Source organism: Acidithiobacillus marinus (assembly GCF_002847505.1).
GTDB classification, from domain to species: domain Bacteria; phylum Pseudomonadota; class Gammaproteobacteria; order Acidithiobacillales; family Acidithiobacillaceae; genus Acidithiobacillus; species Acidithiobacillus marinus.
Window position 1 is genome coordinate 1 of sequence record NZ_MXAV01000050.1, and the last position, 12,422, is coordinate 12,422.

Below are 12,422 nucleotides of genomic sequence, written 5' to 3' on the forward strand. Positions count from 1 at the left end.
CAAGAATCGCCATCAGGGGGCTACCCTCTTGAAAGCCTGGTTGGAAAACGCCAGAACCAGCGATCTGCCGCCTATCGTCAAGGTCGCCTACACCATCATGAATCACTGGGATGGCGTGCTCCGATGGTTCGAGAGCCAGATCACCAATGGAATTCTGGAAGGTTTCAACAGCCTCATTCAATCCGCCAAGGCCAAGGCTCGGGGTTACCGCACGCACAAGAACTTTATCAACATGGCCTACCTGATCCTGGGCAAGCTGGATCTCAGGCTACCCACTTGAAATGACGAGGAACCCTTACTATCCAGCAATCATCTTCTTTGTATATTTCTATATTTTTGCTTTGCTTGGTTATTGTATGCTCGTCTATGGCGTTGGCGATAATTTCACGCGCTGCATGATGGGGTTGCCAATTTTCCAGTATCTTCTCGATGTTAAGATCAAATTTTCGCACGACATCTTCTCCTGTGAAGCCGTCTACCAGTTATCCTCTATTTTTGTGGATCATTTGCGGCACCTCTGTGCATGCCCCGCGAAAGGCGCATCAGGTCCCCTATCTCGCAGTCCAGGACGACCGCAATTCCCGCCAGCACGTCGGCAGAAATGCGTTGTCCGCCATCCACGATTCTATTTAGCTGCGTATTGGATATTTTCACGCCCAGCCGATCCAGGCGCCGATTGAGTTCGGTGACGGTTTTCACATTCCGCTCGGCCATCGCCACCCGGATGCGCCATTCAATACATGGTAACGTTGAGTTCGTGCTCATTTCTTTTCCTTGTTCTCCGCGATTTTTTGTACCCACGCAGCAAACATGGGATCCTCTATACCGTACACTCCCTGGCCACCCTCACGGGTAATGATTCCCTGGTGGCTTAATCTTTTGATGGCTTGCTGGATGCCGGGAATTTTGGTGGTCCCTGCGGGTACCCCCAGAAAACGGTCGATTTCCAGTCGATTTGCCTCGCTGTACACCTTTGCCGGACGATTGATCTGGAGTAATACGGCTCTATCCATGGGTCGTAGCTGTTCCCATTTTTCCTGATAGTTGGCAGATTGTTCCATCTCGCCACGGATAGCTTGCAGGGCCAGCTCCATATCTTCTGTGTCTGTCAGTATCATATTTTCGAGTAATGACCGGAAATACAAAGGCACGCGCTCCAATGCCACAAAGGTCTGCCATGCCCGCTCAAAATCCAGGGTTTTTTGCGTGATTTTGCTGTAGGTGTTGAGGAGGTGCTGGACAAACCCCTCCCCCATCACCGGAAAGGAGAGCTGCTGGCCAAACTGATAGAGCGGGGCTTTCTCCCGGTTGAACATTAAACGCAGGCCTTCTTGTGAGGATCCGGTGAAAATCGCTTTCACCCGATCGCCATGCCGGTTCAGTGCGCTGCGTAGTGCCGCCACCAGCTCACCGTAGTGGGCATCATCGGCCAGCGTTTGCACTTCATCAATGAGCAGGAGCACCTTGCGCCGGCCTTCAGCCAGACGGCGTAGGGACTGCCCCAGATCCACGACATCTTGCGAGGAAAGGTTATCCCCCTCCCCGCCTATCGTCATGCTGGCATGTGCTCCAGCAAATCCGCCACCCACGGTGATCTTCGGACCTTTCTGAATTTTCCGTATCGCCCGGGTCAATAAACTCTGTTCATGCGCCTCGATTTCGTTGATAAGAGCGCGCCCCGGGTCTTTTCTGACCTCCCAGAGCGAGACATAAATAACCCCATAGCCAGCCTTTTCAGCGGCGGGGGTCAGATCGCGGCGCAGGAATTCCGTTTTCCCCATGCGTCTGGGCGCAAACAGAGCCAGAGTATTGCTCAACCCGATGTTCATGGTTTCCACGTACTTCTGCGCGAGTTCGGTTCTCGGGTAATGCCAGATGTCTTTTTTCAGTTCCATATATCAAATTATATCACTCTAAATGATATATATCACCATTGATGATACGGAATAATATTATTTGGTGTTCTCTCCACTAATTCCCAAAAAGCGCCGCGCCTATCTGCTGCAGTATCGTCCACCATGGTTTCTTTGGCGCCTCTTGGAGCCTGGCATAGATTATGGCCACGCGATGAATAGTTTGCTGCCGGTTGTAGAGTCGGAATGACTCAGCCTCGTGTGCCGCCTTGTTTCGCAATCCCGCAAACCGCCGGAGATCATCCTCCAGCCCGCGTCCCAACTGCCCCTGTAGGTTACGCGCCATTTGGCCAAGGCCCCGGCCTTCTGCACGCCAACGCTCCTTGAGGGTTTTTTCCAGTAGCGAACTCATGACCAACACGGTTTCTACATCACCTTTTCTGTGGACCAACTTTTCGATCTGACGTTGATAGGTGGTGCTACCCGGCATGGTTGCCTGCCTCCTTGTGTGTCTTGGCGATAGGGGTGGACGATGCGGTGTGTGTTATGGGGGCCGCATCAGCACGAAGTATCATATGCACTGAACTGAATACCATCATGAACACACCTAACAACAGCAGCAGCGTCGCTAAAATCAGTAACGGTTTATTGAGTTTCTTTTTTTTCTTTACTGTGAGCATCCACATTCTCGTCTGATGTTAATCATCTTCATCCCGTTCCCGTAGACATGCCGGGACATAACCGGTGTGTAAAATACGGATGGGTGTGGCGATCATTTTATCCCGGTTGTAGGGGGTTGGATGCTGGAACTTGAGCCAGTCGAGCACGTCGCTCACCATTCTCGGGTTTGCTTTGAGTGAAGCTTTATCGACTTCACCGACATATAATCGATCCCCCTGCTCCAGGCACCGATCTATCCAGTGGCGGTCCTTTTCCGTGTAGTATGATGTAAAGCGGGCACCTTTATAATCACGAATTTTTCCTGCCAACCAGCTGCTCTCGGCTTTCCCCCAATAGACCGGTTTATCGCCGTTGACATGCACATAGAGCACCCGCACAAATGCGGATGCTTCTGCATACGATCGGCACAGCGACCAATTTATCGTGACATTATATTCAGTTTCCACTATTACTCCTGCTTCATTGTTTTTTATGCCTTTTTCAACATCCCTCTAACCCCTGTCCCGCAGTAAAAAATGCCCGGTGCACGCTGATGCGGCGCATCCTCTACAGAACGCGCCAGGGCGCTTACCGCCAATGCGCAGGATGCATTTTTGCTCAATGCCGCTATCATACTGCCATTATAGGGGGCGTAGAGCGGATGAATCGTGACGTTGGCGCTGGCCGCACGCGATAGGTCCAGACGATCTTTCATCTCCCAGTCCGGACGCCCGTAAATGGTCACTTTCGCGCCGCGTTGATCAACAGCTTCCATGATCGCCTCATAGATGCCCGCTCCGGGACGGAGCATATCAAGATCATCCTGTTTCCCGACTGTGATTTCTATTTCTGTGGATTGAGTGTCTTTAATCATGCTTTGTACCTGGTTTTTCAGGTGCTCCCCCCAATCCACCTCAGCTGCATCAAATCGGTATCCATCCAGATCCTGCATGTTCTTCTGCATGGCGCCATTTATACTGATTTCCTGCCCGTACTCGACCAGATAAGCTACCGTGCGCGAGTAAATCGTCGGAGCCGCCGGGGTCATGTCGAGATTGCCTGCAATCATCAGGCAGTCTTTCGCCCTGGATGTGGCTACGTTGATCATATTCGCCGACCCATCGAAAAAACTGGTGGCGTCGCCGTAACCCACGGTCGGAGAGAAAATCACCATTTCCCGCTCTGCCCCCTGCAGCTTGTGGATGGTCCCGACCGTAATATGGTCCATGACTCCCGCTTGTCGTAACGCATTCGTGATCGTGATGGCCTGTGCGGCATAGGGTGTGACAATGCCCAGCACTTTATCCAGCGCCTGCGTTTCGTAAATCTCGATCAGTCTTTCCCGATTGGCCGCTACCCAAGCCGCAATACTCCGCGCCTCGATCTCGTTGACCCGGCTTTCACCGGATTTTTTGGAGAACCCCGGGATGTGCATGTACTGTAGCGGCGTCAACCCTTGGGCAATCGCGCGTTCATTTACTTCTCGCGCGCACTGCAGACGGCCATGGTAACTGATACGGTTAAAAATCTGCATGACCGGTTCGCATGAGCGGCGGTGAATGGACAGGGTAATCCCTGCGCCGGAAAGATGTTCGTCTTTCTCCATGCGCTGATGCCCTGTCGTGTCCGTCGCATAGGCTCTGGACTGCAAGGATGTCCCGTAAGCCGTCACACCCATATCCCGCATGTCTTCGTATTTTTCATAGCCTTTCACTTCGGAGGTGGCCAGGTTCTCCCGGTCCATTTCTTCACTGGTCGTCCAGATCGGTTCCGTTTGCGATTCGTCTCCCAGCATCACCAATTTCTTTCCCAAGGCAATCGTCGGGAGCCCCAGTTCCGGAGACACTTGCCCGGCCTCATCGATGATGACCAGATCGGCCAGCTCGATGAGCAATTCCCGATTGCGTGAGGAGAAAAACTTCGGCGCAGAATACAGCGTGGATACCATCACCGGGAATGCCATAAAACGCAGTCGCCACCCCTCTTCGGACATCTTGCGGTCAGTCGCGTAATCCCACGCGGGCACCTGTCCCCGCGCATTGGCTTTCCTTTTCGCCATCTCCGATAGCCACCGCGCCTCCCAGTAGTGCACGGCCAGCCAGAACAACTCCGCTCTTTCCGTCGTGTCCAGTGCCGCGTCTTTTTCCTGGAGCTGCGGACAATCGGCCACGGATGTGCCGATGCTTTCCAGGGTGGCCTGGTCTCCAAAAGCTTCTCTCAGATGCTTGGTTATGGTGCCTGCTTCCTTGATTTCCATAGCTAGGCCGCGCATCCAGTCAGCCATATTCTCCCAGGGCACAGTGACCCCCGCCTTTCTCAAAGCTTCTGTTCTCTGGCTTTCTCTTTTCTTTTTTGCGCCGGGGACCATCTGCAGTATGCGTGATGTCGCATTCGCGTCCATGGTCAACTGCTCATCGTAGACCGCCTTGGCGGCCCGCAGCTTTTCGCGCCATGTTGATTCAATGCCGATGGCATATCCTTTGCGCTTTTTCATCGCCCATGCCCGGTCCAGGCTCTCTTGCACTTTTCGATACTGGGCAATCTCGTTACGGTTTTTTTCCGCCATTTTCCGCATCTGGCCCAGTATCGTCTGTGCGGCACTGTCCGGGCTGTCCGGTTGGGCGCCGAACTGTTTGGCGTACATTGCCCGATAGGTTTCCCAGGATAACCCGGACAAAAAATCATCGCGCATTTGCGATATGGTGGTCACGCTCTCCATTCCGGGAAAATAAGTTGGCCATTTCCACAAACTGGAATCGACATTGGCGGCCCGACTGTAGGCCGCCAGATGCAATCCTACACTCCCAATGGATGGCAACCACCTTTGCGTCAATAAAGCCGTGTCTTTCTGGTATCCGCCACAGTTGGCAAACACCTCCAGGACGTTCTCGATCGCCTGATTATTCGCCGAGCTGATCAGCACTTTCCCCGGGTCGTCCGGGGTCATCAATGCCGCCTTTACCGCTACGTCCGCTACCAGCGCCTGAATCAGTGCGGTTTTTCCTGTGCCCGGCGGTCCCTCAATGGCGAGAATATCCCCCTTCTCCATCACTGCCGCCGTCTGCGCCGCCCGGCGCTGATCCCGGTCCAGAGAAAACGCATCGCCAATCTGGGCCACATGCGCCTGCATGGTGTATAGCGGATCCTCCATGCCCAAAGGTGCGCCCCTGTGTTTCAGGTGGTCACCCGTACGCGTGAAGTTTTCAACCAGCTCCGGCGGCGTCCCGGAAAGCATCGCCTCCATGATCTGGTCATAGGCCACCAGCAATGGCCCCGTCATTTTCGTTCGGTTGATTTCTCCCGCCGGCGATGGAATGAAAAATACCGAGCGCTCCATGACCCATCCCTCGGGGATCTTCCCCCGCATGTCCTCCATGAAGCTTGCGCCGTTATCCCGGCTCCAGGGGTTGGTCCCGCCAGATACCAGCTTCAGCAGCTTGTCGATCATCGGCATCGCCACCTGCCAGCGATTCTCCCAGGGCAGATCTTCTACGGGCTTCTCTCCAGCATCCCCCAGAAGCGCATATGAGCTGACTTTCCATTCTGTTTTCTCGGAATCGGCAAAATTGAACGGGCGGAAAAAGAGCGCTCTTTGCACCCAAGGTCCTCCCGCATCAAAATCCGGGGCCGTTCTCCCTTCTCTGTCCACCTCAATGGGAACCAGCAGAATTGGTGTGATATGGCGCATGCTCTCACGACCCGTAGATCGCGATATACCGCCGATGCCCAGCAGGAAAGATCCGCCGTTGGGGTGTCCGATACCGCGTAAAACATCCTTGTGGATCTGCCAGCCGCCGGCTCCCCCATCCGGCAGCAGAAATCCGTCCCGCGTACCCTCCCCGATGGTGACGTGGGCATAACTGGAATCGAAGAGGCTCTTACGCCAATATCTGGCTACCGCATCGCTGTTTTTCATCCGGTTGCGCGGGGAACCCCGGCATTCATGCCGGGGAGGGATAGCGCGGCGGTCGATGACCGTCCCATTCCCGCATCTCCTTGTTGCAATGCTATCTTGTCCCACGAATACCCATACCCGTCCGCCCGCTGAACCAACGTGCAAAAACGGCGATGGATGCCTTGTACCAGCCCATTTGCGGACTGGATGTTGAAGCTGCCGCTGGCCCGGATAGCGACCCGGCCCAGATAGGCTCCGGCTTTCTTGCCAGTTGTGACCATGGCCCGGACCATATCCCCTGTCTGGAAGCCAAACACGCTCTTGCTCCGGGTGAAATACCCACGCGGAAAACCGTACTTCGTGAGCCGTGTGCGCTGGTAACTGCCCCGGCCTGTCGCCTTGATGGACAGCACGGGCTGCTGCTGCCATTTTTTGATGGTGTCAACATGACCCACGCAAGCGGCATCCAGACAATGGGCCTTAGGAACGGACAGGCGCATACGGTTCCACTTCGTTCGGCCACCGGTGCCGGTTTCCACGTCCAGGCCGGTTGCTTTCAGCCGTTGGAATAATGCCCAACGGATGGTGTTCACCGCCGCTGCATCGCGCAAGGGCGCTTTCGCCTGAGCCAGCATTTTACGAACCCGATCCGGCTGTTTCACCATGAATTGTTCCAGCGGCTTGTTGCCTTTGGCCTGATTACAGTCATGACAGGCCAAGGTGAGATTGCTGACACGATCACTGCCGCCTTTGCTACGCGGGTGGATATGGTCGATTTCCAGGGGGATATTTTCGGCATCACAGTAGGCACACTTGCGGCACCATTTCTCCAGCAGATATTCCCGGACCTCATACCCGGCCAATGTCCCTTGCTGATATTCAGCGCCGGAAATTTCCGGGTTCTGCATGCCCTGCATGTCGAATTTCACCAATTCTTGCGATAGGGCGGTGATTGGCAACCAGCGCATCAACCGTGATACCCAGGCCATCGTCGTATCGACGCGATGCTGGAGACTGGGTGCGAGCCAGTCCCGGGGCTTGGTGCGATTGTCGAAGCGTGCCGGACGGTAACGAAGCTGATTACGCCGCCGTCTGCGAAAGGCCCGGCGACTGGTCAGCCGGTCACGGATAACGCTGCCTCGATGCTGCAATTCCAGCAGCATCAGAACCACGCGGATTTTGACGACCTCTCCGGTTGCCTGGTCCACAGCGTCGCGCTCGCGGGTGACGGCAATGCCTGTGACCTTGCTGCCGGGGTCAAGGCCAATACGCACGTCCTGCAAGACGGAATCTTTCTGCAAACGGTCCACCAGTCGAATAGTGAAAGGCACCATGCGATGCACCCGTGCGCGGCCCCGCTCCAGCAGTATCCGCGCCCGTTTCTCCGAGCACGGCATCAGCGGTTTGTGGCGCTTGTCCAAAACAAATACAGCCATGTCATTCTCCTATGCCCTTACGGGAGACAAGTCCTTACGGACACTGGTGACTCAGGCTTTCGCCTATATCCCCTCGGGAATGTCTGTAACCGGCTCCGTGTTGTTACACACGCGGTTAAAACCTTCGAGCCTTTGCCTTTGCCCAGCATGATCTCAACCTTGCAGAGCGGCGAACTGAGGAAGCATTCGCCGGTGCGTCTGAACGACCCGTTACAAACGTCTGCACGTTACTGCTCGTGCTCCCTGGTCAACCCAGCTTGCGTACTACCTGGCAAGCTCCGCCCTTTAGGGCGGGGTAGTTGACGTTTTCTGCTTCTCCTGTTCTTGCTCTTTCGAGATTCTTTGTGCTCGCATCGGCTTCACTTGCTCAGGTTTTTGACGGATGCCGCTGCAGAAGCGGCGGCACTCCCTATGGAAGTAATAGCCGACGTCATCATGGATCCCACCGATGCTGCCACGGTCCAGCTGATCGCACCGGTGAAGACGAGAAAAATCAACAAACATATAATGCTCAGCACAATCAGAATCGTATCAATCAATCCTGCACTGGTCCCTGAGTGCTTCGATTTTGTGTGTGTCGTGGTTGCCGCTTTCTGCTTCCCATCGAAATTACTCTGGGAAAGGTGCGCCAGGTTGTTACTACTGTTTTCCATGCTGGTGATGCCCTGGTCGTTGACCATCTCTGTGCCACCGTGCACATATCCGCCTGGAGCGTCTTCTATTTTGAGGATTTCCGGCTTATCCCCTCTGGCGCTGGCAGCCCCATCGCATTCGTGCAACCCTACGGATATCCCCACGCTGAGCAATGCCTCTTCTCCGTAACACTTGCTGGACTGTGCATTGCCGTTGTAGTGCTCAATGGACCGGTAGGCGTCGATCAACACATTGGGACTGGAGCTGCCATATTCTTTCCACATGCTGTCAAAGACGTTGGCGCCGGCATGGATGCCATCACAGGGCTTGAATAAATACGAAGATGAATAACTCGGGTGATAGACAGAATTCACTTGCGTGATGCCTTCGTCCACGCTGTCGCCGGCGGCTCTGAATCCTTCGCCTGCGCTGACTGCCTGGGCATAAGTCGCATAGTGCAAAGACTGATCCGTCGTATTGTTGAATATGCAATACGGGTTGCCGTGTGTCTCTTCGTTGATGATGGCGGTCATAATCACCGGTGGCACAATGGTTTCGCACTTGCCGATGATGCTGGGGATAGGGACGTTCACGGGTATCCCCGCCTCACTGCTGCTGGATGAGCTGCTGCTGGATGAGCTGCTGCTGGATGAGCTGCTGCTGGATGAGCTGCTGCTGGATGAGCTGCTGCTGAGCGTCGTAACGATGCCCAGCAAAAGATTTTCTTTCCCTACAGATGTGCTCACCGTATGCAGTTGTCTGTCCATCTGCGCCTGATTTTCTGGCATCGATGCGCTCGGATGCCCGCCAGCGGCGACATAATTCATATCCTGGCTGAATGTCACCTGATTGGCTTGCTCCTGATTGGGGGCCGGAATGATGGTTGCAGGATCCACAGGGTTGTCGTTTTGCACTACCGATGCCGTAACATAGCCCATCCCATTGCTACCATGCGGGCCAGCCACGGCGATGGGCTCACCCGCCTCTACCTGCTCTCCGCTTTTCACCATTGTCGCGGCCGTTCCTGATAACGAGACACTGGTGGCACCGTTTTTTATGATAATTTTATTTTTCGTATTCTTGGGGATAAACACCTCTCCGGTCAGCGGTGAATCCACGAGAGAGCCGGGCGTTGGGGCGTACACGTTGTCTGTCTGCGGTGCATATTGGCTATTGTCGTTTTTATGGATGCCGTAGGTGGAAATAACATTCCCCTGGATGGGGAAGCTTGGCGTTGCGGCCGACGCTATTCCCGCTGTAGTGAGCGAACCTACAGACAGAATGGGCAAGATGATGGGCAGTGCCCATATCCTTTTTCGCCTGTTACGATATTGCGAGCCGTGATTCGTGAGTACGGTAGAGGGTGTGGTAGAGGGTGCTGATCTGGCAGGAATGGTGGCAATGGCACATTTCACCCACAACAGCCGTTGATGGTTTTTCTGAGTCTTACCCAGGGCCTTACTCGGCCCTCCAAATTTCTGCAATCGTTTTTTCATCGCTTTCTATCTGGCTTTTGATCTGTGTCGTTATGGGTTTCCCGTTTTGGAGCCCCTCATTCATACTACTCAGGTATCCACGATATAAGGCGTATGCGATACGATCATGCGTTTCCGCTGAAACAGCCAGCGTTGATAAAGCAATAGCACCTTTCGTTTCTCCTTCACTTAGAAGGGAATCATACATCATTTCTACTTTTTTTATCCATTTTTTTGTTATTTTTCGATTTTCTGCCGATTGGATTCGTTTGTATGCCGTATGATTGATCGCGTAGGCCCACGAGGTATTTGCCGCACTGCTCGGCAGGATCGCCACTATGGTTTCCGCCGTCACCGGGGCATGCATGGATAGGGCTACTAAGGCTGCCGTTTCAATAGCGTTGCTCTGGTGACCCGGCCTGATGCGGAATGGCGCCGTTATCCCATAGCCTGGATACCGCATCATCGGTCTGTACGCCTCTTTTACGGCATTGGCTGTCCATGTAGTCCCACGGTCACGCTCAATACCCTCTACCTCCCGCAAAAAACTGTATGGGAGATCGGCGATGTGCAACTGCGTGGATAGCGAATTGGTGATGGGTGTGGCTGTTTCAGCCTGGGCTGCTGTTGGGTTTGCCAGAATACCCAGTGCAACTATGGTTATTCCAGCAGTGGCTATTCCTGAAAATGTCATACTCATGATGGAAATATAGCCAGGCAAGTGAACCTTAACCCCTGCTTTGTGTATTGCGCAATACACAAATATTGATTTCTGTAATATTGATTTATGATTTTACCGAAAGTTAGCATGTTGTACAACACTGCGTTCAGGCGTCGAGTTTCTGTTGAATCGTTCAGCACGGCGATCAAGCAGATTGCAGAGTAAAAGCTCCCTGAGTGTGATCCCAGAAAACAACACGGCCAGGCCGACCTCTATGGCTGTTCTGTAAATCGCCTCTGGCAACCAGAGATCGAAGCCCAACCCCACAACAGCTAAGCCTGTCGTGGCAAATCCAATGGCTGTTATCAGGCTCAGTCCGTTGTACAGCCAGTCATTACGGTTGCCCAGCTTGTTTTCCAGACACCACCGGGCTTCATCGTCAGAAACCATCTGTTCATCCAGGTAATCCGGGTGGAGATATATGACCTTTGCTTTAGGCCATGCGCTGATTCTGGTGCGTTTCTGCCCTTTATAGCGAATAATCCTGACCTTCGCTGCACCGTGAATCATGTTTTCCAAATCATTTACCGTTCTCATCTGTTTTCTCCTTTTTTGTTGGGCCTTTATTTCACATCCCCGCAGTGACCAGAGAGGCGGGTACCTCTTATTTGCATGTTTGTGATCGCTGTGTAATGTGCGGCAGCATGGATGTGGTCAGTAACCGTCCATTGGGAATCCAGATGATGTGCGCCCGTATGGAACCACCCTTTCTGTATGACCGTTGCCCCCGGTGCCTGGCAGTGAAAAGTCCACTGTGTTTTCCCGTCAGGGAGTACCTGGTGACTGCTCGTGCAATGACTGCTCCCTGCAGGGATGAACACCTTCTGGGGAGTTTGGTGCGCCTTGACGCATATCAGGGTAGTCCGCTGCATCGGCGTAGAGATCGCTGGAGAAGACACTCTCGTTGTCCCGGAAATTTGCATGGACCACAACCCGGGCTCCATGGGACTGTCTGCTGCGAAAGCGGTGATGCTTACACACCCGATCAATAGTAATCCTGTGGTGACACCCGTTTTGATATAGGTACGCATAAGTTGTTTTCCTTTGTGTGTTATAAAGCTTGTATTCTGGTTGTCCGGCTAACCGGTCATCGCAGTGAAGTTTTTTGCCGAAATATAGTAGCCTCGTGCATTGGCCTCTTGTGGATTTTCACAAATAACAATCTGATGTTTTGGAAATGACTTTTTGATGAATTTGAGCATCGCACTTCCGCCACCTCCAGCGACAACAATCAGGTCAATATGATCCGCCGCACCGATTTCTGTTCTTAGCCTGGACTCAATCGTTCTGCCAATTGTTTTTAATGCCGCTTCATAATAGATTTGTGTGTCAACGGGATTACCGCGTACACGTATTTCTCGGTGCAGCAGAATGGATTGTTCGACGGCTACAATATCCAGCTTGGCGTCGTGGTCATTCGCGATGCTTCTGCAGACTTCAGAATAAACATCAAACATGCCCTGGTCGATAGCGTCCGCATGACGTTCAACTATTTTTGAATCACATACTTCAATCCAGTCTGTCGTGCGATAGCCCGGGTCTATAATCAGCACTTTTCTTTGGTGTGTATCTTCGATGTTATTTTCTTTATAGTCTGTGTAAGCCCCGAGCGGTTCTGGCACGACGTTGGCTTTAGTCACTTTTATTTTTTTGCCTTCGCTGGAAAGGTGTTCCCCCTTCCATATTTCCGCTAACTGTTTTCTGATTTTCTGTCTTTGGTATTGGTTGACCGCAATCCCCAAAGTGATT

The 12,422-nt window shown here is 53.3% G+C and carries 14 protein-coding genes; 1 reads left to right on the forward strand and 13 read right to left on the reverse strand.

Annotation, left to right across the window (positions count from 1 at the left end):
* Window positions 1-280 (forward strand): transposase (locus B1757_RS13150; RefSeq protein WP_143484273.1); only part of this gene is annotated, 280 nt, incomplete at its 5' end.
* On the opposite strand, the gene B1757_RS13155 is transcribed toward B1757_RS13150, so the two are convergent.
* From B1757_RS13155 to B1757_RS13220, 13 genes are all read right to left on the reverse strand, one after another.
* Window positions 264-452: a hypothetical protein gene (locus tag B1757_RS13155; RefSeq protein WP_101538752.1), complete on the reverse strand. Its 189-nt coding sequence runs from the start codon at window positions 450-452 to the stop codon at window positions 264-266. The two genes, B1757_RS13150 and B1757_RS13155, sit on opposite strands and share 17 nt — an antisense overlap.
* Window positions 453-489: 37 nt before the next feature.
* Window positions 490-765 carry a helix-turn-helix domain-containing protein gene (locus tag B1757_RS13160; protein WP_101538753.1) on the reverse strand — a complete coding sequence of 92 codons (276 nt, stop codon included), beginning with the start codon at window positions 763-765 and terminating at the stop codon, window positions 490-492.
* Complete coding sequence (locus B1757_RS13165; protein ID WP_216360880.1) at window positions 762-1,895, reverse strand: ATP-binding protein; 1,134 nt, start codon at window positions 1,893-1,895, stop codon at window positions 762-764. Before B1757_RS13165 ends, B1757_RS13160 begins: the two co-directional genes overlap by 4 nt.
* A 76-nt stretch (window positions 1,896-1,971) precedes the next feature.
* A complete protein-coding gene (locus B1757_RS13170; RefSeq protein ID WP_101538754.1) occupies window positions 1,972-2,343 on the reverse strand; it encodes a hypothetical protein in 372 nt (123 codons plus the stop codon).
* Window positions 2,333-2,533, reverse strand: coding sequence for a hypothetical protein (locus B1757_RS15620; protein ID WP_216360881.1), 201 nt, complete (start codon window positions 2,531-2,533; stop codon window positions 2,333-2,335). The genes B1757_RS13170 and B1757_RS15620 overlap by 11 nt, the downstream gene beginning before the upstream one ends.
* An 18-nt stretch (window positions 2,534-2,551) precedes the next feature.
* Window positions 2,552-2,980 carry a hypothetical protein gene (locus tag B1757_RS13180; RefSeq protein WP_101538756.1) on the reverse strand — a complete coding sequence of 143 codons (429 nt, stop codon included), beginning with the start codon at window positions 2,978-2,980 and terminating at the stop codon, window positions 2,552-2,554.
* Window positions 2,981-3,003: 23 nt separating this feature from the next.
* Complete coding sequence (locus B1757_RS13185) at window positions 3,004-6,429, reverse strand: DEAD/DEAH box helicase (RefSeq protein WP_101538757.1); 3,426 nt, start codon at window positions 6,427-6,429, stop codon at window positions 3,004-3,006.
* Window positions 6,426-7,844, reverse strand: coding sequence for an RNA-guided endonuclease IscB (gene iscB, locus B1757_RS13190; RefSeq protein ID WP_101538758.1), 1,419 nt, complete (start codon window positions 7,842-7,844; stop codon window positions 6,426-6,428). Before iscB ends, B1757_RS13185 begins: the two co-directional genes overlap by 4 nt.
* 359 nt (window positions 7,845-8,203) lie before the next feature.
* The gene (locus tag B1757_RS13195) at window positions 8,204-9,487 is read right to left on the reverse strand and encodes a lysozyme family protein (protein ID WP_172437721.1); all 1,284 of its coding nucleotides are present in this window, start codon (window positions 9,485-9,487) and stop codon (window positions 8,204-8,206) included.
* Window positions 9,488-9,935: 448 nt separating this feature from the next.
* Window positions 9,936-10,673, reverse strand: a complete 738-nt coding sequence (locus B1757_RS13205; RefSeq protein ID WP_143484276.1) for a hypothetical protein — start codon at window positions 10,671-10,673, stop codon at window positions 9,936-9,938.
* Window positions 10,674-10,745: 72 nt separating this feature from the next.
* Entirely contained in the window at window positions 10,746-11,210 is a 465-nt protein-coding gene (locus B1757_RS13210; RefSeq protein WP_101538762.1) for a hypothetical protein, read from the reverse strand.
* Between the two features lie 26 nt (window positions 11,211-11,236).
* Window positions 11,237-11,704, reverse strand: a complete 468-nt coding sequence (locus tag B1757_RS16140; RefSeq protein WP_101538763.1) for a DUF3617 domain-containing protein — start codon at window positions 11,702-11,704, stop codon at window positions 11,237-11,239.
* Between the two features lie 48 nt (window positions 11,705-11,752).
* Window positions 11,753-12,422 (reverse strand): ParM/StbA family protein (locus tag B1757_RS13220; RefSeq protein WP_172437722.1); only part of this gene is annotated, 670 nt, incomplete at its 5' end.

Coding starts and splice junctions, on each gene's coding strand:
- B1757_RS13160 (WP_101538753.1), bottom strand. CDS start 765: ATGAGCACGAACTCAACGTTACCATGTATTGAATGGCGCATCCGGGTG.
- B1757_RS13165 (WP_216360880.1), bottom strand. CDS start 1,895: ATGGAACTGAAAAAAGACATCTGGCATTACCCGAGAACCGAACTCGCG.
- B1757_RS13170 (WP_101538754.1), bottom strand. CDS start 2,343: ATGCCGGGTAGCACCACCTATCAACGTCAGATCGAAAAGTTGGTCCAC.
- B1757_RS15620 (WP_216360881.1), bottom strand. CDS start 2,533: ATGCTCACAGTAAAGAAAAAAAAGAAACTCAATAAACCGTTACTGATT.
- B1757_RS13185 (WP_101538757.1), bottom strand. CDS start 6,429: ATGAAAAACAGCGATGCGGTAGCCAGATATTGGCGTAAGAGCCTCTTC.
- iscB (WP_101538758.1), bottom strand. CDS start 7,844: ATGGCTGTATTTGTTTTGGACAAGCGCCACAAACCGCTGATGCCGTGC.
- B1757_RS13195 (WP_172437721.1), bottom strand. CDS start 9,487: ATGGTGAAAAGCGGAGAGCAGGTAGAGGCGGGTGAGCCCATCGCCGTG.
- B1757_RS13210 (WP_101538762.1), bottom strand. CDS start 11,210: ATGAGAACGGTAAATGATTTGGAAAACATGATTCACGGTGCAGCGAAG.
- B1757_RS16140 (WP_101538763.1), bottom strand. CDS start 11,704: ATGCGTACCTATATCAAAACGGGTGTCACCACAGGATTACTATTGATC.